Genomic DNA, 24,601 nt, shown 5'->3' on the forward strand with positions numbered 1-24,601 from the left:
CGTCCGGGGTCCCCTCGGTGGAGGGCGGGTCAGGCGCTGGTGTGGAACTTCAGCTGGGCGGCGGAGAGGCCGGAGTCGGCGATGAGCTCGACGGCGTCGGCGGCGTCCGAGACCAGGATCGGGAGCGCCTCGCGCTCCGGGCCGGCGAAGTCCTTCAGCACGAAGTCGGCTGCCTGCTGGCGGCCCGGCGGGCGGCCGATGCCGACCCGCACGCGCAGGAACTCGGCTCCTCCGGTCGCCGCGAGGATGTCGCGGATGCCGTTGTGCCCTCCGTGACCGCCGCCCTGCTTGAGGCGCAGGGTGTCGAAGGGGATGTCGAGCTCGTCGTGCACGACGATCAGGTGCGCCGGGTCGACCGAGTAGAAGTCGAGCAGCTGCGCCGTCGGCCCGCCGGAGAGGTTCATGAAGCTGTTGGGCTTGCCCAGCACGAGCTTCGGTCCGCCCGGGCGGAGGAAGCCCTCGGCGACCACGGCGTTGGCGCGGTTGTGCCGGCGGAACGAGCCGCCGATCCGCGTCGCGAGCTCGTCGAGCACCATCTGGCCGACGTTGTGCCGGTTGCGCGCGTACTGCGCGCCCGGGTTGCCCAGTCCGACGACCAGCCAGGTGTCACCCATGTCGTTCCTCTTCCTCGGGGGCGGCGGGGGGGGTCCCCGCCGGACGCGGAACGGGCCCGCCGCGGCTGCGAGCGGGCCCGTTCCCGGGGTGGTGCGGACTACTCCGCGGTCTCGGCGACGACGTCGCCCGAGGCCGGGGTCTCGTCGTCCTCGCCCAGGTCCTGCTCGACCTCGGCGGTGACGTTGACGATGAGCACCTCGGCGTCGGTGACCAGCGTGGCGCCCTCGGGGAGCGTGACGTCGGCGGCGGTGATCTGCGTGCCGGCCTCGAGGCCCTCGACGGAGACGACGATGTTCTGCGGGATGCGCGTGGCGTCGACCTCGAGCGAGAGGGTGTTCGACTCGATCGAGACGAGGGTGCCGGGAGCGGCGTCGCCCTCGACGTGCACGGGGATGTCCACCTCGACCTTCTCGCCCTTGTTGATGACGACGAGGTCGATGTGCTCGATGATCTGGCGCACCGGGTCGCGCTGGATGTCCTTCACCAGCGTGGTCTGCGCGGCGCCCTCGATGTCGAGCTCGAGGATCGCGTTCGCCTTGCGGGTGAGCAGGAGCACCTGGTGGCCCGGGAGGGTGAGGTGCTGGGGCTCGGTGCCGTGGCCGTAGAGGACCGCGGGGATCTTGTCCTGCGCGCGGATCTTGCGGGCGGCGCCCTTGCCGAACGAGGTGCGGACCTCGACGACGACCTTGTTGGTCAGTTCAGCCATGATGTTCTCCTTGGGCGGCGCGCACGCCACCGGATCGGGTCGTGGCCTGCGGCCACGGACGGTTTGTCGACTCGAACGCATGTCAGCGTGAGGAGAAGTCCGTGGCGCCCCGTGGGGGCCTCGCCTGCTTCCACCGCGTCGATCACGGATGCACGTGCATCCCTCGCCGAAGTTCAGCTGCCGATCCTACCCGGCATCGCGGCCGCCCGCCAGCAGGCGGTCGCGCCGCCGGACTCGGAGCCGGACGTCCAGGCGGACCGCCTACCGTGCGGGTATGACGAGCGACGACTTCGGCTCCTACGTCGAGAAGAACGGCTTCCACCGCGACACGAACTACATCCCGACGCGGATCACCGCCGACGGTCGCGACGGGTACCCGGTGGAGACGGGACGCTACCGCCTCGTGGTCTCCCGCGCCTGCCCGTGGGCGAACCGCGCCGTGATCGTGCGGCGCCTGCTCGGGCTCGAGGACGCCCTCTCGATGGGCATCTGCGGGCCGACGCACGACAAGCGCAGCTGGACCTTCGACCTCGACCCGGGCGGGGTCGACCCGGTGCTGGGCATCCCCCGCCTCCAGGACGCGTTCCTCGCCCGCTTCCCCGACTACCCGCGCGGGATCACCGTCCCGGCCCTCGTGGACATCCCGAGCGGCCAGGTCGTCACCAACGACTACCCGGTGATGACGCTCGACTTCTCCACCGAGTGGACCGCGTTCCACCGCGACGGCGCCCCCGACCTCTACCCCGAGGAGCACCGCGAGGAGATCGACGAGATCGCCGAGCTGGTCTTCCACGACGTGAACAACGGCGTCTACAAGTGCGGCTTCGCCGGGTCGCAGCGCTCCTACGATCGGGCCTACGACCGCCTCTGGGCGCGGCTGGACTGGCTGGAGGAGCGGCTGAGCACCCGCCGCTACCTGGTCGGCGACACCATCACCGAGGCGGACGTGCGGCTCTTCACGACGCTCGCCCGCTTCGACGCCGTCTACTACAGCCACTTCAAGGCCAACCGGAACCTGCTGTCGGCGATGCCCGCGCTCTGGGGCTACGCCCGCGACCTCTTCGCCACTCCGGGGTTCGGCGACACGATCGACTTCACCCACATCAAGTCGCACTACTACGAGGTGCAGCGGGACATCAATCCGACCGGCGTCGTCCCCAAGGGCCCGGACCTCTCCGGCTGGCTCGTCCCCTCGCGCCGCGAGGAGCTCGGCGGCCGCCCGTTCGGCGACGGCACTCCCCCGCCGCCGCCGATCCCGTCGGAGCGCGTCCCCCTCGGCCACGGCGCCTGACCGGCTCCGGTCGCGGTCGTCGCGGCGCGCGCAAGACCGTGCGCGCGCCGCACGACCGATGTGCAGCCGGGAGACGGCTCGGACCCGGGCTCCCCGGAGCGACCCGGGGCTAGCCTGGGCTCGCCCCTGAACGCGAACGTCGAGGAGAACCGTGTCTGACAAGCCCACCGCCACAGCCAACATCGGAGTCGTCGGTCTGGCGGTGATGGGCTCGAACCTCGCCCGCAACCTCGCCAGCCGCGAGGGCAACACGGTCGCGGTGTTCAACCGCTCCTACGGCCGCACCGAGACCCTCATCACGGAGCACCCGGAGGCGGGCTTCGTCGCCTCCGAGACCATCGAGGACTTCGCCGCCTCGCTCGCCACCCCGCGCACCGCGATCATCATGGTCCAGGCCGGCCGCGGCACCGACGCCGTGATCGAGCAGCTGACGAAGGTCTTCGAGCCCGGCGACATCATCGTCGACGGCGGCAACGCGCTCTTCACCGACACCATCCGCCGCGAGAAGGCCGTCCGCGAGACCGGCATCCACTTCGTCGGCACCGGCATCTCCGGCGGCGAGGAGGGCGCGCTCAAGGGCCCGTCGATCATGCCCGGCGGCTCGGTCGAGTCCTACAGGACCCTCGGCCCGATCCTCTCGTCGATCGCCGCGGTCGCCGAGGGCGAGCCCTGCGTCACCCACATCGGCACGGACGGCGCCGGCCACTTCGTCAAGATGATCCACAACGGCATCGAGTACGCCGACATGCAGCTCATCGCCGAGGCGTACGACCTGCTCCGCACCGTCGGCGGACACGAGCCCGCCGCCATCGCCGAGGTCTTCGACGCCTGGAACAAGGGCGACCTCGAGTCGTACCTCATCGAGATCACCGCCGAGGTGCTCCGCCAGGTCGACGCCGACACCGGCAATCCCTTCATCGACGTCGTCCTCGACCAGGCCGGCTCGAAGGGCACCGGCGTCTGGACCGTGCAGAACGCGCTCGACCTCGGCGTCCCCGTCGGCGGCATCGCCGAGGCCGTCTTCGCCCGTGCCGTGTCCTCCCACCCCGAGCAGCGCGAGGCCGTGCAGGCCCGCGTCACCTCGCGCCCGACCCCGGTCGAGAAGTACGAGGGCTTCGAGGACGACGTGCGCGCCGCGCTCTACGCCTCCAAGGTCGTCGCCTACTCGCAGGGCTTCGACGCGATCATCGCCGGGGCCGAGAAGTACGGCTGGGAGATCGACAAGGGAGCGGTCGCCAAGATCTGGCGCGCGGGCTGCATCATCCGCGCCCAGTTCCTCAACCGCATCGTCGACGCCTACGACGAGAACGCCGGCATCACGACCCTCCTCGAGGACCCGTACTTCGCCGAGGCCGTCGCCAACGGCGAGGCCGCCTGGCGCCGCATCGTCTCGACCGCCGCGCTCTCGGGCGTGCCGATCCCCGGCTTCGGCGCCGCGCTGTCGTACTACGACTCGCTCGCCTCCAAGCGCCTCCCGGCCGCTCTCGTGCAGGGCCAGCGCGACTTCTTCGGAGCGCACACCTACAAGCGCGTCGACAAGGAGGGCACCTTCCACACGCTGTGGTCGGGCGACCGCACCGAGGTCGAGCAGGACCCCTCCACGCACTGACCCGCGTCGCACGGGAAGGCGCCCCCGCCTGCAGGATCCTCGGATCCTCGGGCGGGGGCGCCTTCCGCGTTGGGGAGGGAGCTCCCCCGTCGTCAGCGGAGCCGGGCGGTGGCGTCCGGCTCCCCGAGCGGCCGCTCGACGCCCGGGCCGGCTGACCCCTCAGGTCCGGAACGCCCGCGCGATCAGGAGCGCCGCCAGGAGCACCGCTGCGGCGGCCGCCGTGGCCGCCGGGAGGGCGAGCAGGAGCAGCAGCGAGACCGCGGCCGACGCGAGGGCGGGCCCGCTCGCCCCGGCCGCTCCGTGGTCGAGGCGCCGCACGATGGTCGCCACCAGCAGGGCGGCCACGGCGAAGGCGAGCAGCGCGTCGGCGTCGAGGATCACGACCGCGAGCACGGCGACCAGGCAGAGGACGAGCTGGGCCGCCGCCGGCACGCCGGTCCTGCGGTTCCTGGTGGCGAGCACCGCCGGGATCTCCCCCGCGCCGGCGAGACGGACGAGGGCGCGCGCGTCCCTCCTCCCGAGGTCGAGGAGCGCGAGCAGGACCGCGATCACCGCGGCGGCCCCGACGAGCCCGGACGCGGGCGTGCCCCGGGTGACAGCGCTCAGGGGGGTCTCCGAGGACGCGAGGACCTCGGGACCGGCCGCCAGGAGCAGACCGGTACCGAGCGCGGCGGCGGCCGCCGTGGCGATCCCGATGCGCAGCAGGGCGGGGTGGAGAGCCGTCACCGCGCCGGAGCGGGAGGTCGGCAGGAGGATCAGGAGCAGGGCCGCGGCGGTGCCGGCTCCCAGCGGCCCTCCGTCGCGCAGCGGGTCGAGCGGCGCGGGGTCCGGAGGGGACGCCAGCACGATCACGGCGGCGGCGGCCAGCAGGACGACGACCGCGCCGACGAGGAGCAGGACCGGGCGAGCGGGGAGGCGCCCGCCGCGCAGGCCGAAGAGCGCGACGGCCACGAGCAGCAGGACGGCCAGGGGCCGGGCCGCTCCCCCGAGGACCGACTGGGCCGCGGTCAGGGCCAGCGCGGCCGAGGCGAAGGCGCGCCCGACGATCCCGAGCCACTCGGAGGAGGGGCCGTCGTGGACGGTGCGCCCGGCATCGGCGACGGCGCTCAGGGCCGCGGCGGCCGCAGCGACAGCGAGCCCGAGGAGCAGCCACCAGCCCGCCGCGGCGGCGGCCGGCGACCAGACCAGGAAGACCGCCGCCAGGGCGAGGGTCGCATCCGAACGCTGGGGCACGGCCTCACCCTAGGCGGTGGAGCCGGGGCGGGACCCGGGGGCGCGGTGCAGGACGCACCCGGGGCGCGGGGTCCTACGCGTCGCCGTCGAACATCGACGTCACGGAGCCGTCGTCGAAGACCTCGTGGATGGCGCGGGCCAGCAGCGGAGCGATGGGCAGGATCGTCAGGCGGTCCCACGTCTTCTCCGCCGGCAGCGGCAGGGTGTCGGTGACGACGACCGAGTCGATGAATTCCGAGCTCAGGAGCTCGACCGCCGGGTCCGAGAAGACGGCGTGGGTGGCCGCGACGACCACGCCGATCGCGCCCGCCTTCTTCAGCGCCTCGGCCGCCTTCGCGATGGTGCGCCCGGTGTCGATGAGGTCGTCGACGAGGAGGCAGACGCGGCCCTTCACCTCGCCGACGATCTCGTGGACGGAGACCTGGTTGGCGACCTTCGGGTCGCGGCGCTTGTGGATGATCGCCAGCGGGACGCCGAGCTTGTCGCTCCAGATGTCGGCGACGCGGACGCGGCCCATGTCGGGCGAGACGATGGTGAGGGTCGAGGGGTCGAGCTTCTCGCGGAAGTGCTCGAGCAGCACCGGCATCGCGAAGAGGTGGTCGACGGGGCCGTCGAAGAAGCCCTGGATCTGCGCCGCGTGCAGGTCGACCGACATGATCCGGTCGGCTCCCGCCGCCTTGAAGAGGTCGGCGACGAGGCGGGCCGAGATCGGCTCGCGGCCGCGGCCCTTCTTGTCCTGGCGCGCGTAGGGGTAGAAGGGGGCGACCACGGTGATCCGCTTGGCGGAGGCGCGCTTGAGCGCGTCGACCATGATCAGCTGCTCCATCAGCCACTCGTTGATCGGGGACGTGTGCGACTGGAGGACGAACACGTCGCCTCCGCGGACCGACTCGCCGTAGCGGACGTAGAGCTCGCCGTTGGCGAAGGTGCGCCCCTCGGTCGTGACGAGCTCGGTCCCGAGCTCGGCGGCGACCGCCTCCGCCAGTGCCGGATGCGCCCTCCCCGAGACGAGGACCAGGCTCTTCTTGTTGCTGGCGGTGATGCCGGTCACTGTGCTCCGCTTCCTCCGGTGGGCGCCTGGTCGGATCCGGTGGGATCCGACGCCAGGGCCGCCTCGGCGGCGTCGGCCGCTGCGGTGCCCGGACGGTGGGTCTGCACCCACCCGGCCATGTTGCGCTGCGGAGCGACGGTGATCCCGAGGGCTCCGGCGGGGATGTCCTTGCGGATGACCGTGCCGGCGCCCGTGTACGCTCCGTCACCGATTCTAACGGGGGCGACGAAGACGTTGTGCGACCCCGCACGCACGTGCGAGCCCACCACGGAGGACGCCTTGCTCACCCCGTCGTAGTTGGCGAAGATCGAGCCGGCGCCGATGTTCGACTCCTCGCCGATGACCGCGTCGCCGACGTAGGAGAGGTGCGGGACCTTCGATCCCTCGCCGATGACGGCGTTCTTGGTCTCGACGTAGGTGCCGATCTTGCCGCGGGCGCCGAGCACGGTGCCGGGGCGGAGGAACGAGAACGGGCCGACCTGGGCCTTCGCGCCGATGACGGCGAGCGTCGCGTCGGAGCGCTTCACGACCGCGTCCTCGCCGACCTCGCAGGAGTCGAGCGTGGTGTCCGGGCCGATGACCGCACCGGTGGCGATGACGGTCGGGCCCTTGATCTGCGTGCCCGGGAGGATCTCGACGTCCGGGGCGAGGACCGCGTCCACGTCGATCCAGGTCGTCGCCGGGTCCTGGATCGTGACACCTTGGAGCTGCCAGCGGCGCACGATGCGCGCGTTGAGCTCGAGCGCCGCGTCGGCGAGCTGGGCGCGGTCGTTGATCCCGGCCACGAGCCAGCGGTCCTGCACGGGGACGGCCTCGATCGCGCGGCCGGCGGCCTTGAGCGCGGCGGCGGCGTCGGTGAGGTACTTCTCCCGCTGGGCGTTCTCGGTGCCGATCGCGCCGATGACCGAGCGGAGCGCGGCGGCGTCGAAGGCGTAGACGCCGGCGTTGATCTCGGTGAGGTCGAGCTCGTCGGGGCTGGCGTCCTTCTGCTCCACGATGGAGGCGAAGGCTCCGTCGGCGCCGCGGACGATCCGGCCGAAGCCGGTCGGGTCCTCGAGCACGCAGGAGAGCATGGTGAGCGCGTTCGCCGCGGCGAGGTGCTCGTCGAGCAGGCGGCGGAGGGTCGGCGCGTCCAGCAGCGGGACGTCGGCGCTCAGCACGACGACCGTGCCGGCGAAGGACTCCGGGAGCGCCGCGAGGCCCTGCTCGACCGCGCGGCCGGTGCCGGGCGTCTCGTCCTGGTCCACCACCAGCGCGGAGGGCGTGTGCTCGAGGACGGCCTCGGCGACCCGGTCGCGCTCGTGGCGCACCACGGTGACGACGTGCGCCGCGTCGAGCGAGGCGGCCGTGTCGAGCACGTGCCCGAGCAGCGGCCTCCCGGCGAGGCGGTGCAGGACCTTCGGGGTGCGGGACTTCATGCGGGTGCCCTGGCCTGCCGCCAGGATCACGACGGCGAGCGTGCTGTCTGCCATGTTCTTCGCGTTCTCCTCCGTGAGCGCACCGTCCTGGTGCCGCTCCGCCACCAGGATTCGAACCTGGACCGGACAGCTCCAAAGGCTGCCGTGCTGCCGTTACACCATGGCGGACCGCGCGATCGCGCGCCGTCCATCCTGCCATCCCCGCGCCCCCGGCCCCGCCTCGGGCGCGGGCGGCCGCCGCTCGGGCGGACGACGGCGGCCCGGGAGGTCCCCGCCTCCCGGCGTCCCCCGAGCCGCCCAGCCGCCACAATGGACGGGTGAGTGCGAATGACGAGGTCGACGGGATCGTCGACGCCTGGGTCCGGGAGCGGCCCGATCTCGACTTCACGCCGCTCCAGGTCTTCTCGCGGATGCGCCGGCTGGCCAAGCAGCTCGAGCGCGCGCGCGGCAGCGCCTTCGGCCGGTCGGAGCTCGAGACGTGGGAGTTCGACGTGCTCTCGGCCCTGCGGCGCGCGGGCGCGCCCTACCGGATGAGCCCCAAGCAGCTCCTCCAGGCGACCATGGTCACCAGCGGCACCATGACCAACCGCATCGACCGGCTGGTCGAGCGCGACCTGGTCGAGCGCCTCGACGACCCGAACGACGGGCGCGGCGTGCTGGTGCAGATGACGCCGTCGGGGCTCGCCCGGGTCGACGCGGCGATCACCCGCCTGGTCGACGCGGAGCAGGAGCTGCTCGGCGCGCTCACCCACGCCCAGCAGGAGCGGCTGGCGCAGCTCCTCCGCAAGCTCTCCCTCGACTTCGGCTGAGCCGGTCGGCCCGGGCCCGCTACAGCGTCCCGCCCACGCGGTACGGGACAGCTGCCGGAGCGGCGGAGGAGACCGGCGTCAGCCCTCGAGCTGCTCCGAGAGCTCCAGCCAGCGCATCTCGAGCTCTGCCGCCTCGTCCTCGTAGGCGCGGAGCGAGGCGTTGAGCGCCAGGATCCCGTCGTAGTCGTCCTGGTCGTGCGTCGCCATCTTCTCGTGCACGGTCTTCGTCAGCTGCGTGAGCTTGTGCAGGCGCCGGTCGATCGCCGACACCTCCTTCTCGGCGGTGCGGCGCTCGGCCCCCGCGAGTCCGCTCGACGCCGGCGCGCCGGAGGAGGAGCCCGACGAGGCCGCCGCGGGCGCGCCCTTCTCGAGCGCGCGGCGCAGGTCGAGGTACTGCTCGACGCCGCCGGGCAGGTGGCGGAACGCGCCGTCCATCACGGCGTACTGCTGGTCGGTGACGCGCTCGAGCAGGTACCGGTCGTGCGAGACGACGAGCAGGGTGCCCGGCCAGGAGTCGAGCAGGTCCTCGATCGCGGCGAGCATGTCGGTGTCGAGGTCGTTGGTCGGCTCGTCGAGGATCAGCACGTTGGGCTCGCTGAGCAGGATGAGCAGGAGCTGGAGCCTCCGGCGCTGACCGCCCGAGAGGTCCTTCACGGGCGTCGAGAGCTGCGCGCTCGAGAAGCCGAGCCGCTCGAGCAGCTGGCCCGGGGTCATCTCCTTGCCGCCGATGGAGTAGCTGGTGCGCTGCTCCGCGATGATCTCGCGGACGGGCCGGTGCTGGACACCGGTCAGCTCGCGCAGCTGCTGGTCGAGGATCGCGACGCGCACGGTGGTGCCGCGCTTCACCCGGCCGCTCGTCGGCTCCACGCTGCCCGCGACCAGGCCGAGGAGGGTCGACTTGCCGGCGCCGTTCACGCCCAGGATGCCGGTGCGCTCGCCGGGCGCGATCCGCCACTCGATGCGGTTGAGGACGGTCCGCTCGCCGTAGCGGACGGTGACGTCGAGCAGGTCGACGACGTCCTTGCCCAGGCGCGAGACGGCGAGCTGCGAGAGCGAGACCGAGTCGCGCACCGGGGGCTCGTCCTCGATCAGCTGGTTCGCGGCGTCGATCCGGAACTTGGGCTTGGCCGTGCGGGCGGGGGCGCCGCGCCGGAGCCAGGCGAGCTCCTTCTTCATCAGGTTCTGGCGCTTGGCCTCCATGGTCGACGCCATCCGGTCGCGCTCGACGCGCTGCAGGATGTACGCCGCGTACCCGCCCTCGAACGGCTCGACGAGGCGATCGTGCACCTCCCAGGTGGCGGTGCAGATCTCGTCGAGGAACCACCGGTCGTGGGTGACGACCGCGAGCCCGCCCGACGACGCCGCCCAGCGGCGCTTGAGGTGCTCGGCGAGCCAGGCGATGCCCTCGACGTCGAGGTGGTTGGTGGGCTCGTCGAGGAAGACGACGTCCCAGTCGCCGACGAGCAGCTTCGCGAGGGCGACCCGGCGCCGCTGGCCGCCCGAGAGGGAGCCGACCACTCCGTCCCAGGGGACGTCGCGCAGCAGGCCCGCGATCACGTCTCGGGTGCGCGCGTCGCCCGCCCACTCGTGCTCCTGGAGCCCGCCGACGACGGCCTGGGCGACGGTGAGGTCCTCGTCGACCGTGTCGGCCTGGTCGAGCATCCCGAGCGTGACGCCGCGGCGGTGCGTGACGCGGCCGCTGTCCGGCTCGATGCGCTGCGCGAGCAGGCGCAGGAGGGTCGACTTGCCGTCGCCGTTGCGTCCGACGATCCCGATGCGGTCGCCCTCCTCGATCCCCAGGGAGACGTCGTCGAAGATCACGCGTGTGGGGTACTCGAGTCGCAGCGCCTCGGCGCCCAGCAGATGTGCCATAGGGATCCAGCCTAGGCGGTGCCGCCTGAGCGGTCCGCCGCGGGTCGATCACAGTGCGGCCGGGTCGCGGCCCCCGGACCTCAGCCCGCGGGTGCCGGCTCCGAGACGGACACCGAGCGGCGGTGCTGTCCCGTGGCGCCGTCGGGGGCGGGCGGGCGCTCGACCGTGGTCTGCACCGTGCCGTCCGCGTCGGTGGCGCGCACGGTCACGACGTGGTCGCCGACCGTCGCGTCCCACTCGAGCACCCACTGGATCCACGTGTCCGCGGTGACCTTCTCGGCGAGGCGCGCCTCCTGCCAGGCGCCGCCGTCGATCTGCACCTCCACCTTCGCGATGCCGGTGTGCGGCGCCCAGGCGACTCCCGCCACGGCGACCGTCCCCGCCTCGACGGGCTGGCCCTGGCGCGGCACATCGATCCGCGACTCGATCTTGATCGGACCGCGCTCGGTCCACCCGCGCGTCGACCAGTACGCCAGGTCCTCCGCGAAGGTCGTGACCTTCAGCTCGACGACCCACTTCGTCGCCGAGACGTAGCCGTACAGGCCGGGGACGACCATCCGGACGGGGAAGCCGTGCTCGACCGGGAGCGGCTCGCCGTTCATCCCGACGGCGAGCAGGCTCGCTCGGTCCTCGTCCTGCAGCACGTCGAGCGGGCTGGAGGCGGTGAAGCCGTCGATGCTCCGCGAGAGCACCATGTCGGCGCCGGCGGTCGGCCGGGCGCGGGCCAGCAGCTCGCGGATCGGGTAGCCCAGCCAGAGGGCGGTGCCGATCAGGTCGCCGCCGACCTCGTTGGACACGCAGGACAGGGTGACCAGATGCTCCTCGAGCGGCAGTGCCAGCAGCTCGTCCCAGGTGATCTCGATCTCCTCCTCCACCATGCCGGTGATCTTCAGCGACCAGTCGGCGGGCTCGACCGACGGCACCGAGAGCGCGGTGTCGATCCGGTAGAACGAGGAGTTGGGAGTGACGTAGGAGCTGATGCCGTCGATGTCGTCGAGCACGGCGCCCGCCGGGACGGGCGCGGCGGCCGAGGCGGGAGCCGGCAGGGACACGGCCTCGCGCACGGCCGTAACGGCGGCGGAGGCGGACGTGAGGAAGCGGGCGCCGATGCCGGCGGCGACCGCGGCGACTCCGGCGATCCCGACCAGGCGGAGGAACGACCGGCGGTCCGGGGAGTCGCTCTCGCGCTCCTCCTGCCAGCCGCGGAGGCGGACGGAGGCCGAGCGGAGCACCGCGGCACCGGCCACCATGCCCACGACGCTCGGCGCCGCGTCGATCCCGGACGCGCCCTCGCGGCTGACGGCGGCGAGCGCACCGGCGCCCGCGACGACGGCCAGCAGCAGCACGCCGAACGGCGGGCGGCGGTACTCGAGGACTCCCGCGCCGACGGCCAGCAGCGCGATCGCGAGGCCGATCGAGACCAGCAGCACGAGCTTGTCGCCGGTGCCGAAGAGCGCGATGACCGTGTCCTTCACGCCCGGGGGCACGATGTCGATGACGAAGCCGCCGACCGCGACCAGCGGACTGCCGCCCGCTCCGGTGAAGACCGCGACGACCTCGGCGGCCGCGAGGGCGACGACGGCGGCCACGATCCCGGAGAGGATCGCGAAGAGGGTGGCTCGGCGGGACATGAGCGGCACTCTAAGCCACGAGGTCGGAACTTCTCTGCGGACCGTCTGTGGAGGGCGCCGGGCGCGAGGCTCGCGGGCCCCGCTCCGGAGGCACCGCCTCCGCGACTAGGTCGACAGCAGGCGAGCCCCGTGGACCGGGCCGGACACCCGCACGGCGCTCAGCCGCGCGGAGCTCAGCTCGCGCTGCAGGTCGGCCGCCGCATCGGCGTCCGGAGCGAGGAACGCGACGGTCGGGCCGGACCCCGAGACGAGGCCGCCGAGCGCTCCGCGGCCCTCGCCGAGCTCGAGGATGCGGGCGAGCCCGGGCTGCAGGTGCAGCGCCGGCGCCTGCAGGTCGTTGTGCATCGCGTCGGCGAGCATGGCGGCGTCGCCGGCGCGGAGGGCCTGCAGCACGTTGGGATCGATGGTGGGGGTCGCCGAGATCGGGCGGAAGTCGTGCAGGTGGCGCTCGCGGTGCCGGTCGAGCTCGCTGTAGACCTCGGGGGTCGACAGGCCCTCCTCCGAGAGGACCAGCACCCACTCGAAGCGGCCCTTGGCGAGCGCCGGGCTCAGCTCGTCGCCGCGGCCGACCCCGATCGCGGTGCCGCCGGTGAAGGAGAAGGGGACGTCGGCGCCGAGGCTCGCGGCGATGCCGAGCAGCTGCTCCCTCGTGCAGGCCGTGCCCCAGAGCGCGTCGCAGGCGAGCAGGGTCGCGGCTGCGTCGGCCGAGCCGCCGCCCATGCCGCCGGCGATGGGGACGTTCTTCTCGATCTCGAGGTGCACGCCGCCGCGGTAGCCGGTCGCCCGGGCGAGCGCCCGAGCCGCCTTGATCGCGAGGTTGGAGCCGTCGACGGCCAGGCGGGAGGTGTCGATCGAGCCCGAGAAGGAGACCGAGAAGTCGGCCGCCTCCTCCGCGAACACGTCCTCGTAGAGGGAGAGCGACTGGAACGCGGTGGCCAGCTCGTGGTACCCGTCGTCGCGCACGGCGCCGACCTTGAGGAACACGTTGATCTTGCCGGGCGCCCGCGCGTGGACCCGGTTCGACGTCGCGCGGTGGGCCATGCATCCACGCTACAGGGTGGCGGAGGCGCCCTCGTCCGCACCCGGGGCGGGCTCCCCGTCGCCGTCCGCGTCGTCCCCGTCGGTCTCCGCCAGCGACCCGTCGGGCACCGCCGCGCCGCGCACGGGGACCCGCGCCGGATCGAGCTCGCGGCCCAGGCGGACGAAGGCGGCGACGTCCAGCTCCTCGCCGCGCGCGGTCTGCGGGACGCCGGCCCGCTCGAGCGCGACGATCGCCGCGGCGCTGTCGCCGAAGAGGGTCGCGAGCGACTGGCGGAGCATCTTCCTCCGCTGCGCGAACGCCGCGTCGACGACCGCGAAGACGGCGCGGCGCAGGGTCTCGTCGCCCGGCTCCTCGCCGCGGTCGAACGCGACGAGCACGCTGTCGACGTTCGGCACCGGCCAGAAGATCTGACGCGAGACCGCGCCGCCCGTCGTCCAGGAGCCGAACCACGCCGCCTTGACGCTCGGGCCGCCGTAGACCTTGGAGCCGGGACCGGCGGCGAGCCGGTGCCCGACCTCGGACTGCACCATCACCACTCCGGACCGGATGCTGGCGAAGTGCTCGAGGAAGTGCAGGAGCACCGGCACCGAGATGTTGTACGGGAGGTTGGCGACGAGCCGGACCGGATCCCCCGGCAGGTCGTGCACCTTCATCGCGTCGGCGTGCACGACCGCGAGATCGGCGCCCGGCGCCATCAGCTCGACGGTGCGCGGCAGCTGCTCGGCGAGGCGCCCGTCGATCTCGACGGCCACGACCTGCGCGCCCGCCTCGAGCAGGCCGAGGGTCAGCGATCCGAGGCCGGGGCCGATCTCGACGACGGTCTCCCCCGGGCGCACCCGAGCGAGCTTGACGATGCGGCGGACCGTGTTGGCGTCGTGCACGAAGTTCTGGCCGAGCTTCTTGGTCGGCGTGACGTCGAGGAGGCCGGCGAGGTCGCGGATCTCGGCCGGGCCCAGCAGGCGCGGGATCGCGGCGGCCGTCGGCTCGGCGGCGTGGCGGCCGCTCATGCGAGGGGTCCGACCGGCTCCGTCGGCTCGGAGCCGACCTCGCCGCCCCACTCGCCGTACACGGCCTCCGTGTTCGAGGCGATCGTCGCGGCCAGGTGGCCGACGTCGGTCTCGAGGGTCGCGGCCATCGAGCGCAGGGTGTGCGGGAGGAGGTAGGGCGCGTTCGGGCGGCCGCGGAAGGGCGACGGAGTGAGGTACGGCGCGTCGGTCTCGACCAGGATGAGGTGCCGAGGAGTCGCGACGAGCGCCTCCCGCAGCGGCTCGGCGTTCTTGAACGTCACGGTGCCGGCGAAGGAGAGGTACCAGCCCTCGTCCGTGCACATCCGCGCCATCTCGGCATCGCCGGAGAAGCAGTGGAAGACGGTGCGCTCGGGGGCGCCGACGCGGCGCAGGGTCTCGATGACCTCGCGGTGCGCGTCGCGGTCGTGGATCTGCAGCGCGAGGTCGTGCTCCTTCGCGATGCGGATGTGCTCCTCGAAGGAGCGGAACTGCGCGGCGCGGCCGCTCTCGCCGGTGCGGAAGAAGTCGAGCCCGGTCTCGCCGATGGCGCGCACCCGCGGCTGCTCCGCCAGCTCGGCGATCACGGCGAGGGCGGCGTCGAGCTCGCCGCGCTGCTCCAGCTCGGGCGCCTCGTTGGGGTGGATCGCGACGGCGGCCAGCATGCGCGGCTCGCTCGCCGCCTGCTCGGCCGACCAGCGGCTCGTCTCGACGTCCGTGCCGACCTGGACGACGCCGCGGACGCCGACGGTGGAGGCCCGGTCGAGCTGCTCGCGGTGGTCGAGCGGCTCGAGGCCGTCGGCGATCTCGAGGTGCGTGTGGTTGTCGTAGACGGGGACGACGAGCGCCTCGGGCAGCGGCGGGTACGTCAGGTCGCGGCCGGACGAGGCCTCGCGGGAGCGGACGTGCTGGCTGTCGGTCATGCGCTCCAGGCTACCGGGAGGGCTCGCGCGGGCCGGAGTCCCGGGTGGACGAGGGCCGAGAGGCGGCCGCTGAGGCGCCCTGAGCGGATCGGGTCAGCACCCGATCGGATCGGGACAGCCCGCCTCCCGCGCCGCCGGGAGGCTGGAGCCATGACAGACACCGAGCTCCTCGCCCACTCCGCACCCGGCTCCCTCGCCGGGCGCCATGCCCTCGTCACCGGATCCTCGAGCGGGATCGGCGCAGCCATCGCCCGCCGGCTCGCCGGGGCCGGCGCTCACGTCCTCGTGCACGGACGCGACCCCGAGCGGGTCGGGTCCGTCGTCCGCGGCATCCGCGCCGACGGGGGCACCGCCTCCGCGCTCGTCGCCGACCTCGCGGGCACGCCGGAGGAGACCCGCGCCGTCGCCGGGCGGGCGCTGACCCTCCTCGACGGGCGGATCGACGTCCTCGTCAACAACGCCGGAGTGTTCCCGGTGGGGCCGACCGCCGACCTCAGCGACGCCGATGTCGAGTCCCTCCTCACCACGAACATCCGCGTGCCGCACCAGCTCGTCGCGGCGATCGCCCCGGCCATGGCCGAGCGCGGGAGCGGAGTGGTCGTCAACATCACCTCGTGGATGGGACGGGTGGGAACGCCCGGGACCGCGCTCTACCCCGCGACCAAGGCGGCGCTGGAGCACCTCACGCGGGCGTGGGCGGCCGAGTACGGCCCGAGCGGCGTGCGCGTGGTCGCCGTCGCGCCCGGCGCGACTCTCACGCCCGGCAACGAGCACGCCGCGGCGATCCTGGAGCAGATGACCGCGTCCGCCCCCGCCGGCCGGCCCGGACGTCCGGACGAGATCGCCCTGGCCGTGCGCTGGCTCGTCTCGGACGAGGCCTCGTACGTCCACGGCACGACGCTCGACGTCGACGGAGGCATCGTCGGCGCCCGCGTCTGACGCCGCGGCACGCGCCGCTCGGAGTCCCCGCGACAGCGCCCGCCGCTCAGTGGATCTGGACGAGCGGCCCGGGGTGGAGCGCGGCGTCGGCCGCGGGGGTCGTCTCGTAGGCGCGGCGGTAGTCGCGCCCGAAGTGCGACGCGCTCGCGTAGCCGACCGCGGCCGCGGCCTGCGCGGCGGTGTCGCCCCGGACCAGGAGCAGCCTCCTGGCCTCCCCGAGGCGGAGCCGCCGCAGGTAGCCCAGCGGCGACATCCCGGTCAGCTCGCGGAAGCGGCGGGTGAGTGTGGGCACGCTGGTGCCCGCCTCCGCGGCGAGCGCGCCGAGGGTCCATCCGCGCGACAGCGACGCGCTCATCGCCTCGACCGCGCGGGAGACGGCCTCCGAGCGGACGGTGCTGGACGCGGCCAGCAGCCGGGGCGCCTGGTCCGTCTGCAGCAGCCGCAGCACGAGCTCGCGCGTGATCGCGTGGGCGAGCACCGGGATGTCGGCGGGGGCGTCGAGCAGACGGAAGAGTCGGCGCAGCGAGTCGGCCATCTCCTCCGTGACCGTGCCGATCCGCGGGGCGGGAGCCCGCGGGGCCGTCCGGGGGGCGAGCGCCGCGATCTCGGCCACCACGAGCGGGTCGAGACGCCAGTTGGCCGACAGGAAGTCGCCGCGGTCGCCGGTCTCCACGACGGCCGCGACCACCGGCAGATCGACGGGGGTGATCAGGAAGCGGCCGGCGCCCCACCGCTCGTCGGAGTCGCCGACCACCGAGCGCTTCCGGCCGGCCAGCACCAGGCTGAGGGTCGGCGGGAACCGGGTGTAGACGAGCTCGGTCGGAGCGGTCACCCGGTGCAGGCGCAGGGCGAGCGCGGCGGCGCGCTCGGGGTGCCCGACGTGGCGCCGGGTGAGCTCGGCCGCCTGCTCGAGAGCGTCGAGCACCTCGCGCGTCATCAGCGCCCCGCCGTCCACGGAGCGGAGGGCCGCTCGCACCCGGCCCCCCGCGTTCGGATCACGGCCGTCGGGCACTCCCCTGCGGATCCTCCGCCGGCGAGTCCGCACCGCTCGGCTGCTCGGTCCACGGGTCGAGGCGCGGCCGTCAGGACGCGGGAGCCTCGATGCGCGGGAAGAGCGCGGCGAGCGTGCCGACGGTGGTGCCGACGGGGAGGACTCCCCACCGGCCCGCCTCGCGGATCGGCTGCGCGGTGAGGGCGCCCAGCGACTCCGTCACGCCGAGCGCCTCCCAGAGGGACGCCGTCGCGCGCGGCACGACCGGCGAGAGCAGCACGGCCAGGGCGCGGAGCCCCTCCGTCGCGGTGTAGAGCACCGTGCCGAGGCGCTCGCGCTCCTCGCGCTTGGCGAGTGCCCACGGCTCCTGCTCGGTGATGTAGCCGTTGAGCTCCTCGACGATGCTCCACACGGCGGTGATCGCGTCGTGGATCGCGAGCGCGTCGATCGACCGGTCGGCCGACGCGGCGGCCTCGGCGACGATGCGCTGCACGCGCTCCTCCGCCTCGGTCGGCTCCCCCGGCGCGGGCACGACGCCGTCGTAGTAGCGGTGCAGCATCGCGACGACCCGCGAGGCGAGGTTGCCGAAGCCGTTCGCGAGCTCGGACTGGTAGCGCGCAGACAGGTCCTCCCACGAGAACGAGCCGTCCTGGCCGAAGGTGATGGCCCGGAGGAAGTAGTAGCGGAAGGCGTCGGAGCCGAAGGTGTCGGTGATCTGCTCGGGCGCGATGCCGGTGAGCTTCGACTTCGACATCTTCTCGCCGCCGACCAGCAGCCAGCCGTGGCCGAACACCTGCCGGGGGACCTCGAGTCCCGCGGCCATGAGCATGGCGGGCCAGATCACCGCGTGGAAGCGCAGGATGTCCTTGCCGACGATGTGGGTCGCGGGCCAGCGGCGCTCGAACTCCGCCTCGTCCTGGCCGTAGCCGACCGCGGTGATGTAGTTGAGCAGCGCGTCGAACCAGACGTAGACCACGTGCGAGTCGTCCCACGGGACCTTCACGCCCCAGTCGAAGCTGGAGCGGGAGATCGACAGGTCGGCCAGGCCCTGGCGGACGAAGCTCACGACCTCGTTGCGCGCCGACTCGGGCTGGACGAAGTCGGGACGCTCCTCGTAGAGCGCGAGCAGCCGCTCGGTGTACTCGCTCATCTTGAAGAAGTAGTTCTTCTCCTTCAGCAGCTCGACCGGCTTCGAGTGGATCTTGCAGACGTACTGGCCGGCGTAGTCGCCGGTGCCCTCCTCGAGGTCGGACAGCTGCTTGTACTCCTCGCAGCCCACGCAGTAGTAGCCCTCGTACTCGCCGGTGTAGATCGCGTCCTCGTCGTACAGCTTCTGCAGGAACTTCTGGACGTTGACCTCGTGCCGCGCGTCCGTGGTGCGGATGAAGTCGTCGTTGGCGATGTCGATGGTCTCGAGCAGCGGCTGCCAGGCGGTCCTCACGAGGCGGTCGGCCCACTCCTGGGGGGTCGTGCCGTTGGCGGTGGCGGTGCGGAGGATCTTCTGTCCGTGCTCGTCGGTGCCGGTCAGCAGCCAGGTGTCGTCGCCCGCCTGGCGGTGCCAGCGGGTGAGCACGTCGGCGGCGACCTCGGTGTACGCGTGCCCGATGTGCGGGACGTCGTTCACGTAGAAGATCGGGGTCGTGAGGTAGAAGGAGGCGCCGTCGGACATGGCGACCATCCTATTCACCGCGCGGCACCGCTCCCGGCGTGTGACGGACGCTGTGGACGACCGGCCGCGATCGCCGCCGGGGAGGGAGCCTCAGCCGCGGCGGGAGGCGAGCGCCGCCTCGTAGAGCGCGCGGCGGGAGAGCCCGGTGATCTCGGCGACCTCGGCCGACGCCTCCTTGAGCCGCGATCCGGCCTCGACGCGGGCCAGCACGTCGGCCAGCGCGTCCTCGAGCGACGCCTCCCGCGCGGGGGCTCCCTCGACGACCAGGCAGATCTCGCCGCGCAGGCCGTCGGCGGCCCACTCGGCCAGCTCGGCCGCCGTGCCGCGCCGGACCTCCTCGAACATCTTGGTGAGCTCGCGGCAGACGACGACGCGCCGCTCCGGGCCCATCGCCTCGACCAGGTCGGCGAGCGCGTCGCCGATCCGGTGCGGGGACTCGAAGAAGACCATGGTGCGCCGCTCGTCGACGAGCGCCCGGAAGGTCGAGACCCGCTCGCCGTGCCGGCGGGGCAGGAACCCCTCGAAGCTGAAGCGGTCCGTCGGGAGCCCGGACACGGCGAGCGCCATGAGCACCGCCGAGGGACCGGGCAGCGCGGTGACCGCGACTCCCGCCGCCACCGCCGCCTCGACCAGGTGGTAGCCCGGGTCCGAGACCGTGGGCATGCCAGCATCGCTCAGCACGAGCAGGTCCTCCTCGCGGGCCAGCTCCACCAGCTCGGCGGCGCGCTCGCGCTCGTTGTGGTCGTGCAGGGCGTAGAGGGCGGGCCGGTTCTCGACGCCCAGGGCGCGCATCAGCTGGATGGTCACGCGCGTGTCCTCGGCGGCGACGTGGCGGGCGGAGCCCAGCGCCTCCACGAGCCGGCGGGAGGCGTCGCCGAGGTTTCCGATGGGAGTGCCGGCGAGGATGATCATGCCGCCAGTCTCCCAGGCCGGGTCCGGGGCCTCCCGCCGCGGATCGCCGCCGTCCCGGGAGGAGGCGCCCCGTTAGCATGGCCGGGTGACGGACCGACCGCAGCGCGACTTCGACGACCTGCTCCTGGACGCGGCGGGATCGGCGCGCTCGGTCCCGGTGGAGCCCGCCGAGGCGTCCGCACCGCGCGAGCGCACCCCGCTCCCGGACGTGCCGCGCGGCTCCCGGTTCGACGACCTGCACACCCGGCTCGTCGCCTCCCCCGCGCGCCGCCGGCTGTACGAGCTCGGACTGCCGCTGCTGGTGGTCGCACTGGCCGCGGTACTGCGGCTGTGGAACCTCGGCCACCCGCGCTCGCTCGTGTTCGACGAGACCTTCTACGTGAAGGACGCCTGGACCCTCTGGAACCTCGGGTTCGAGGGCGCCTGGCCCGAGAACCCGGACCCCGGCTTCGCGGCCGGCGACGTGGACACCTTCACGGGGGCGCCGTCCTTCGTGGTGCATCCGCCGCTGGGCAAGTGGATCATCGGGCTCGGGATGGGCGTGTTCGGCGCGGACGACAGCGTCGGCTGGCGCGTCGCGACCGCCGTCGTGGGGATCCTCGCCGTCGCGCTGGTGATCGTGATCGGCCGCCTCCTGTTCCGCTCCACCCTCCTCTCCTCCTTCGCGGGGCTGATGCTCGCGCTCGACGGCCACGCGATCGTGATGTCGCGGGTGTCGCTCCTGGACGGGATCCTGATGTTCGTCGCGCTCTGCGGGGTCGCGGCGGTGCTGCTGGACCGGCGCTGGGCCGACCTGCAGCTGGCGCGGAAGGTGGCGGCGGGAGCGCTGCCGAGCTGGGGGCCGGTCCTGTGGTGGCGGCCCTGGCTGCTCGCGGCCGGCGTGCTCTTCGGCCTGGCCGCGGGCGTGAAGTGGACGGGCGTCTACTTCCTCGCGGCGTACGGCGTGTACGCGGTGGTCGTCGACGCGCTGATGCGGCGCCGCGCGGGCGTGCCGTTCTGGGGCAGCGGCGCGATCCTCAAGCAGGGTCCGGTCACCTTCCTCCTGGTCGTGCCGATCGCCCTGATCGCCTACCTCGTCACCTGGACGGGCTGGCTGCGCACCTCCGGCGGATGGGCCCGGCAGTGGGCGTCGGAGGCCCCCGGCAACGCCTGGACCGGGGCTCTGGCGTGGGTGCCGGACTGGGCGCAGAGCCTCTGGCACTACCACGTGCAGATGTACGACTACTCGATCAACCTGCGGGCCTCGCACCCCTACGAGGCGAACCCGCTCACCTGGCTGCTCATGCTCCGACCGACCAGCATGTACTTCGTCGACCAGGCGACGGGCGTCGACGGCTGCACCGCAGCACGCTGCGACGAGGCGATCACCTCGGTCGCCAATCCGCTCATCTGGTACGCCGGGGTCCTGGCGCTGGTGTACCTCCTCTACCGGCTCGCGCGGTACCGGGAGTGGCGCGCCGGCTTCGTGCTGATGGGGATCGTCGCGGGCTACCTGCCGTGGCTCCTCTACCTCGACCGCACGGTGTTCCAGTTCTACTGCGTCGTCTTCGAGCCCTACATGATGCTGGCACTGGCGCTGACGGCCGGGATCGTGATCGGGAGTCCGGGCGACGAGCGGAGGCGGCGCACCCGGGGCGTCCTCGTGGTGCTCGTCTTCGCGGTGGCGGCGGCCGCGCTGACGGCCTACTTCCTGCCGCTCTGGATCGGCGCGCAGACGTCCTTCCCCTTCTGGCAGGCCCACATGTGGCTGCCCTCGTGGGTATGATCCGGCGGCTGGGCCCGGGAGTCGCGGCCTGCGCCGTCGCGGCGGTGATCGCGGCCCTGCTGCACGCGACGGTGCCGGCAGTGCCGATGCTGACCGCGGCGGTCGCGCTCGGGATCCTCGTGGCGCAGCTGCCCGCGGCGCGCCCCCTGCTGAGCGGGGCGCTGGCGCCGGGCCTGAAGTTCTCGTCCCGCTCGCTGATGCGCGCCGGCATCGTCCTGCTCGGGCTGAAGCTCTCTCTGATCGACATCGCTGCGCTGGGCTGGGGCGCGATCCTGGTCGTCGTCGGGATCGTCCTGGCCACCTTCGGCCTGACCTGGGCGCTGGGCCGGGCGCTCCGGCTGCCCGGGCAGGAGCCGCTGCTGCTCGCGGCGGGCTTCTCGATCTGCGGGGCCTCGGCGATCGGCGCGATGGCCGGAGCGACCCGGGCGAAGGAGCAGGAGCAGGCGACGCCGGTCGCGCTGGTGACGCTCTGCGGCACGCTCGCGATCGCAGTGCTCCCCGCACTGCAGCAGCCGCTCGGGCTCTCCGACGTGCAGTTCGGGCACTGGGTCGGCGCCTCGGTCCACGACGTGGGCCAGGTCGTGGCGACGGCCCAGGTGGCGGGAGCGTCGGCGCTGGCCGTCGCGGTCGTGGTGAAGCTCACCCGAGTGGTCATGCTGGCGCCGATGGTCGCGGTGGCGGCGGCGGTCACGAGGCGCCGAGGCGGGACCGGCGGGACGCGCCCGGCGATCGTGCCGCTGTTCGTGGTCGGGTTCCTCGCCGCGGTGCTGCTGCGCACGCTCCTCCCCCTGCCGGAGGGACTGCTCGCCGCCGCCGACACCGCGCAGACCTGGCTCCTCGCCGCGGCCCTCTTCGCGCTCGGCAGCGCCGTCCGGGTGCGCGCGCTCGTGACGACGGGGTGGCGTGCTCTCCTCGTCGCCCTGGTGTCGTGGGCGGCGATCGCGGCGATGGGACTGGCCGCGGTGCAGCTGGCGCTCTGATCGGCGCTCCGATCCGCTCGACCGCTCTGTCGCGCACGGTCGCTCTGCACTGCGGGGCCGCTCTGTTACGCGATGCGTCGCTCCGGCACGGCTGTGTCGGCGGCTCCCGCTAGCGTCGATCGCATGGCAGATCGTGAGTACGGCTTCAAGACGCGTGCGATCCACGCGGGCAACATCCCCGACGCGGTGACGGGCGCCCGCGCTCTGCCGATCTACCAGACCAGCGCCTTCGTCTTCGACGACACCTCTGACGCCGCGGCCCGCTTCGCGCTGCAGAAGTACGGCAACGTCTACTCGCGCCTGTCGAACCCCACGGTCGCCTCCTTCGAGGAGCGCGTCGCGAGCCTCGAGGGCGGCCTCGGCGCCGTCGCCACGGCCTCCGGGCTCTCGGCGCAGTTCATCACCTTCGCGGCGCTCGTCGGCGCGGGCGACCACGTGGTGTCCTCCGCCAACCTCTACGGCGGATCGATCACCCAGCTCGACGTCACGCTCCGCCGTTTCGGAGTGGACACCACCTTCGTCCGCTCGAGCGACCCGGCCGACTACGCGGCGGCGATCACCGAGAAGACCAAGGTGCTCTACGCCGAGACGATCGCGAACCCCTCCGGCGAGATCGCCGACATCGAGGGCCTCGCCGCGGTCGCGCACGCCGCCGGCATCCCGCTGATCATCGACTCCACGGTCGCCACGCCCTACCTCGTCCGCCCGATCGAGTGGGGCGCCGACATCGTCATCCACTCGGCCACCAAGTTCCTCGGCGGACACGGCACCACGCTCGGCGGCGTCGTCGTCGAGTCGGGGCGCTTCCACTACTCCCCCGAGAAGTTCCCGCTGCTGCACGACCCGGTCGCCTCCTACGGAGACCTGTCGTGGGACGGCAACTTCGGGGAGTACGGCTTCCTCACGCGCCTGCGCGCGGAGCAGCTGCGCGACATCGGGCCGGTCCTCGCTCCGCACTCCGCGTTCCTGCTCGCCCAGGGCGTCGAGACGCTGCCGTACCGGATCCAGGCGCACGTCGACAACGCACGCCGCGTCGCCGAGTGGCTCGACGCCGACCCCCGCATCGAGGCGGTCTACTGGGCCGGGCTGCCCGCGCACCCGCACCACGACCGCGCGCAGAAGTACCTGCCGAAGGGACCGGGCTCGGTCTTCAGCTTCGTGGTCAAGGGCGGCCGCGCCGTCGGCCAGACCTTCATCGAATCGGTCGACCTCGCCAGCCACCTCGCCAACATCGGCGACGCCAAGACGCTGGTGATCCACCCCGCCTCGACCACCCACGCCCAGCTCACCGAGGACCAGCTCCTCCACGCGGGCGTCCTCCCCGGACTCGTCCGCCTCTCCGTCGGCATCGAGGACGCGGACGACATCATCTACGATCTCGACCAGGCGCTCGCCCGCGCGGTCGAGGAGCACGGCACCCCCGACGCTCCGACCGAGCTCCCCGAGGACACGACCACCACCCTGCACACCCCGGCCGTGGAGGTCTGAGCATGAGCACCACCGACACCGCCGACACGGTCGTCCAGCTGTCCAACGGGCTGAGCTGCTCGGTCCCGGCGAACTCGCCGCTGGCGAAGATGCTCCGCTCGCAGCGCACCTGGGTGGGCCCCGACGCCCGCAGGCGACTCGACATCCTCCGCCGCGCGAAGACCGTGGCGATCGTCGGCGCCTCGCCGAACCCGGCCCGCTCCTCCTACTTCGTCGCCACCTACCTGCAGCAGTCGAGCGACTACGAGCTCTACTTCGTGAACCCGAACGCCACCGAGATCCTGGGGCAGCCGGTCTACCGCAGTCTCGCCGAGCTCCCGGTCGTGCCCGACATCGTCGACGTGTTCCGCAAGGCGAGCGACATCCCCGCCGTGATCGACGACGTCCTCGCCGTCGGCGCGCCCACGGTCTGGGTGCAGCTGGGGATCTGGAACCAGGAGGCGGCCGAGTACGGCGAGTCGAAGGGCCTGACCGTCGTGATGGACCGCTGCATCAAGGTCGAGCACGCCCGCTTCCACGGCGGCCTGCACCTGCTCGGCTTCGACACCGGCCAGATCTCGGCGCGCAAGACGCTGCGCTGACCCGCCGCAGACCCTCGTCGACGCCGGATCTCCGTGGCTCCTCGACGCGGGCGCGGCTCGGGCGGCGCACTC

At 73.1% G+C, this 24,601-nt stretch carries 21 protein-coding genes and 1 tRNA gene; 8 read left to right on the plus strand and 14 right to left on the minus strand.

Going from position 1 to position 24,601, the window contains the following annotated elements; translation table 11 throughout:
* Nucleotides 1-29 precede the first annotated feature (29 nt).
* Nucleotides 30-614 carry an aminoacyl-tRNA hydrolase gene (gene pth / locus C5C50_RS03505; RefSeq protein ID WP_104233681.1) on the minus strand — a complete coding sequence of 195 codons (585 nt, stop codon included), beginning with the start codon at nucleotides 612-614 and terminating at the stop codon, nucleotides 30-32.
* A 98-nt stretch (nucleotides 615-712) separates the two neighbouring features.
* Complete coding sequence (locus tag C5C50_RS03510; RefSeq protein ID WP_104238997.1) at nucleotides 713-1,321, minus strand: 50S ribosomal protein L25/general stress protein Ctc; 609 nt, start codon at nucleotides 1,319-1,321, stop codon at nucleotides 713-715.
* A gap of 274 nt (nucleotides 1,322-1,595) precedes the next feature.
* On the opposite strand from C5C50_RS03510, the gene C5C50_RS03515 reads away from it, so the two are divergent.
* Together C5C50_RS03515 and gndA are read left to right on the plus strand one after the other, a co-directional pair.
* Nucleotides 1,596-2,612: a glutathione S-transferase family protein gene (locus C5C50_RS03515; protein ID WP_104272840.1), complete on the plus strand. Its 1,017-nt coding sequence runs from the start codon at nucleotides 1,596-1,598 to the stop codon at nucleotides 2,610-2,612.
* Nucleotides 2,613-2,763: 151 nt separating this feature from the next.
* Nucleotides 2,764-4,221: an NADP-dependent phosphogluconate dehydrogenase gene (gene gndA, locus C5C50_RS03520; protein WP_104233684.1), complete on the plus strand. Its 1,458-nt coding sequence runs from the start codon at nucleotides 2,764-2,766 to the stop codon at nucleotides 4,219-4,221.
* 159 nt (nucleotides 4,222-4,380) lie between these two features.
* On the opposite strand, the gene C5C50_RS03525 is transcribed toward gndA, so the two are convergent.
* The 4 genes from C5C50_RS03525 to C5C50_RS03540 all read right to left on the minus strand — a co-directional run bounded on the left by C5C50_RS03525 (nucleotide 4,381) and on the right by C5C50_RS03540 (nucleotide 8,091).
* Nucleotides 4,381-5,454 carry a hypothetical protein gene (locus tag C5C50_RS03525; protein WP_104272841.1) on the minus strand — a complete coding sequence of 358 codons (1,074 nt, stop codon included), beginning with the start codon at nucleotides 5,452-5,454 and terminating at the stop codon, nucleotides 4,381-4,383.
* Between the two features lie 73 nt (nucleotides 5,455-5,527).
* On the minus strand, nucleotides 5,528-6,505 hold the full coding sequence (locus C5C50_RS03530) for a ribose-phosphate diphosphokinase (RefSeq protein WP_104250639.1): 978 nt from the start codon (nucleotides 6,503-6,505) through the stop codon (nucleotides 5,528-5,530).
* Complete coding sequence (gene glmU / locus C5C50_RS03535; protein ID WP_104272873.1) at nucleotides 6,502-7,977, minus strand: bifunctional UDP-N-acetylglucosamine diphosphorylase/glucosamine-1-phosphate N-acetyltransferase GlmU; 1,476 nt, start codon at nucleotides 7,975-7,977, stop codon at nucleotides 6,502-6,504. The genes C5C50_RS03530 and glmU overlap by 4 nt, the downstream gene beginning before the upstream one ends.
* 42 nt (nucleotides 7,978-8,019) lie before the next feature.
* Nucleotides 8,020-8,091: transfer RNA gene (locus tag C5C50_RS03540), tRNA-Gln, on the minus strand.
* 149 nt (nucleotides 8,092-8,240) lie between these two features.
* Between C5C50_RS03540 and C5C50_RS03545 the strand changes: the two genes are divergently transcribed.
* On the plus strand, nucleotides 8,241-8,732 hold the full coding sequence (locus C5C50_RS03545; RefSeq protein ID WP_104222340.1) for a MarR family winged helix-turn-helix transcriptional regulator: 492 nt from the start codon (nucleotides 8,241-8,243) through the stop codon (nucleotides 8,730-8,732).
* 78 nt (nucleotides 8,733-8,810) lie between these two features.
* Here the strand turns inward: C5C50_RS03545 and C5C50_RS03550 are convergent, their stop codons facing one another.
* The 5 genes from C5C50_RS03550 to C5C50_RS03570 all read right to left on the minus strand — a co-directional run bounded on the left by C5C50_RS03550 (nucleotide 8,811) and on the right by C5C50_RS03570 (nucleotide 15,204).
* A complete protein-coding gene (locus C5C50_RS03550; protein ID WP_104272842.1) occupies nucleotides 8,811-10,604 on the minus strand; it encodes an ABC-F family ATP-binding cassette domain-containing protein in 1,794 nt (597 codons plus the stop codon).
* Between the two features lie 80 nt (nucleotides 10,605-10,684).
* On the minus strand, nucleotides 10,685-12,235 hold the full coding sequence (locus C5C50_RS03555) for a molybdopterin-dependent oxidoreductase (RefSeq protein ID WP_104272843.1): 1,551 nt from the start codon (nucleotides 12,233-12,235) through the stop codon (nucleotides 10,685-10,687).
* Between the two features lie 105 nt (nucleotides 12,236-12,340).
* Complete coding sequence (locus tag C5C50_RS03560) at nucleotides 12,341-13,276, minus strand: 4-(cytidine 5'-diphospho)-2-C-methyl-D-erythritol kinase (RefSeq protein ID WP_104268899.1); 936 nt, start codon at nucleotides 13,274-13,276, stop codon at nucleotides 12,341-12,343.
* A gap of 9 nt (nucleotides 13,277-13,285) precedes the next feature.
* Entirely contained in the window at nucleotides 13,286-14,284 is a 999-nt protein-coding gene (gene rsmA / locus C5C50_RS03565; RefSeq protein ID WP_181133881.1) for a 16S rRNA (adenine(1518)-N(6)/adenine(1519)-N(6))-dimethyltransferase RsmA, read from the minus strand.
* Nucleotides 14,281-15,204: a TatD family hydrolase gene (locus C5C50_RS03570; RefSeq protein WP_104222332.1), complete on the minus strand. Its 924-nt coding sequence runs from the start codon at nucleotides 15,202-15,204 to the stop codon at nucleotides 14,281-14,283. Before C5C50_RS03570 ends, rsmA begins: the two co-directional genes overlap by 4 nt.
* A gap of 150 nt (nucleotides 15,205-15,354) precedes the next feature.
* On the opposite strand from C5C50_RS03570, the gene C5C50_RS03575 reads away from it, so the two are divergent.
* Nucleotides 15,355-16,143, plus strand: a complete 789-nt coding sequence (locus C5C50_RS03575) for an SDR family NAD(P)-dependent oxidoreductase (RefSeq protein WP_104268898.1) — start codon at nucleotides 15,355-15,357, stop codon at nucleotides 16,141-16,143.
* 46 nt (nucleotides 16,144-16,189) lie between these two features.
* Here C5C50_RS03575 and C5C50_RS03580 read toward each other — a convergent pair whose 3' ends face one another.
* From C5C50_RS03580 to rsmI, 3 genes are all read right to left on the minus strand, one after another.
* Nucleotides 16,190-17,155 (minus strand): AraC family transcriptional regulator, encoded by a 966-nt coding sequence (locus C5C50_RS03580; protein ID WP_258063283.1) that lies wholly within the window; start codon nucleotides 17,153-17,155, stop codon nucleotides 16,190-16,192.
* 70 nt (nucleotides 17,156-17,225) lie between these two features.
* On the minus strand, nucleotides 17,226-18,803 hold the full coding sequence (gene metG / locus C5C50_RS03585) for a methionine--tRNA ligase (RefSeq protein WP_104226924.1): 1,578 nt from the start codon (nucleotides 18,801-18,803) through the stop codon (nucleotides 17,226-17,228).
* A 90-nt stretch (nucleotides 18,804-18,893) separates the two neighbouring features.
* Complete coding sequence (gene rsmI, locus C5C50_RS03590; RefSeq protein ID WP_104226923.1) at nucleotides 18,894-19,715, minus strand: 16S rRNA (cytidine(1402)-2'-O)-methyltransferase; 822 nt, start codon at nucleotides 19,713-19,715, stop codon at nucleotides 18,894-18,896.
* 85 nt (nucleotides 19,716-19,800) lie between these two features.
* Between rsmI and C5C50_RS03595 the strand changes: the two genes are divergently transcribed.
* The 4 genes from C5C50_RS03595 (at nucleotide 19,801) to C5C50_RS03610 (ending at nucleotide 24,529) form a co-directional block, all read left to right on the plus strand.
* Nucleotides 19,801-21,480 carry a dolichyl-phosphate-mannose--protein mannosyltransferase gene (locus C5C50_RS03595; protein ID WP_258067634.1) on the plus strand — a complete coding sequence of 560 codons (1,680 nt, stop codon included), beginning with the start codon at nucleotides 19,801-19,803 and terminating at the stop codon, nucleotides 21,478-21,480.
* A complete protein-coding gene (locus tag C5C50_RS03600) occupies nucleotides 21,477-22,460 on the plus strand; it encodes a YeiH family protein (protein ID WP_104226922.1) in 984 nt (327 codons plus the stop codon). The genes C5C50_RS03595 and C5C50_RS03600 overlap by 4 nt, the downstream gene beginning before the upstream one ends.
* Nucleotides 22,461-22,583: 123 nt before the next feature.
* Nucleotides 22,584-23,948, plus strand: a complete 1,365-nt coding sequence (locus C5C50_RS03605) for an O-acetylhomoserine aminocarboxypropyltransferase/cysteine synthase family protein (RefSeq protein ID WP_104226921.1) — start codon at nucleotides 22,584-22,586, stop codon at nucleotides 23,946-23,948.
* 2 nt (nucleotides 23,949-23,950) lie between these two features.
* On the plus strand, nucleotides 23,951-24,529 hold the full coding sequence (locus C5C50_RS03610) for a CoA-binding protein (protein WP_104237688.1): 579 nt from the start codon (nucleotides 23,951-23,953) through the stop codon (nucleotides 24,527-24,529).
* Nucleotides 24,530-24,601 lie beyond the last annotated feature (72 nt).

Origin of the sequence: Rathayibacter sp. AY1D9 (assembly GCF_002932395.1) — a bacterium.
In the GTDB taxonomy this organism is placed as follows: Bacteria; Actinomycetota; Actinomycetes; order Actinomycetales; family Microbacteriaceae; genus Rathayibacter.

Bases quoted from the DNA above. Each gene is read 5' to 3' on its own strand.
- pth (WP_104233681.1), bottom strand. From the start codon at position 614: ATGGGTGACACCTGGCTGGTCGTCGGACTGGGCAACCCGGGCGCGCAG.
- C5C50_RS03510 (WP_104238997.1), bottom strand. From the start codon at position 1,321: ATGGCTGAACTGACCAACAAGGTCGTCGTCGAGGTCCGCACCTCGTTC.
- C5C50_RS03515 (WP_104272840.1), top strand. From the start codon at position 1,596: ATGACGAGCGACGACTTCGGCTCCTACGTCGAGAAGAACGGCTTCCAC.
- glmU (WP_104272873.1), bottom strand. From the start codon at position 7,977: ATGGCAGACAGCACGCTCGCCGTCGTGATCCTGGCGGCAGGCCAGGGC.
- C5C50_RS03550 (WP_104272842.1), bottom strand. From the start codon at position 10,604: ATGGCACATCTGCTGGGCGCCGAGGCGCTGCGACTCGAGTACCCCACA.
- C5C50_RS03555 (WP_104272843.1), bottom strand. From the start codon at position 12,235: ATGTCCCGCCGAGCCACCCTCTTCGCGATCCTCTCCGGGATCGTGGCC.
- C5C50_RS03560 (WP_104268899.1), bottom strand. From the start codon at position 13,276: ATGGCCCACCGCGCGACGTCGAACCGGGTCCACGCGCGGGCGCCCGGC.
- rsmA (WP_181133881.1), bottom strand. From the start codon at position 14,284: ATGAGCGGCCGCCACGCCGCCGAGCCGACGGCCGCCGCGATCCCGCGC.
- C5C50_RS03570 (WP_104222332.1), bottom strand. From the start codon at position 15,204: ATGACCGACAGCCAGCACGTCCGCTCCCGCGAGGCCTCGTCCGGCCGC.
- C5C50_RS03575 (WP_104268898.1), top strand. From the start codon at position 15,355: ATGACAGACACCGAGCTCCTCGCCCACTCCGCACCCGGCTCCCTCGCC.
- metG (WP_104226924.1), bottom strand. From the start codon at position 18,803: ATGTCCGACGGCGCCTCCTTCTACCTCACGACCCCGATCTTCTACGTG.
- rsmI (WP_104226923.1), bottom strand. From the start codon at position 19,715: ATGATCATCCTCGCCGGCACTCCCATCGGAAACCTCGGCGACGCCTCC.
- C5C50_RS03600 (WP_104226922.1), top strand. From the start codon at position 21,477: ATGATCCGGCGGCTGGGCCCGGGAGTCGCGGCCTGCGCCGTCGCGGCG.
- C5C50_RS03605 (WP_104226921.1), top strand. From the start codon at position 22,584: ATGGCAGATCGTGAGTACGGCTTCAAGACGCGTGCGATCCACGCGGGC.
- C5C50_RS03610 (WP_104237688.1), top strand. From the start codon at position 23,951: ATGAGCACCACCGACACCGCCGACACGGTCGTCCAGCTGTCCAACGGG.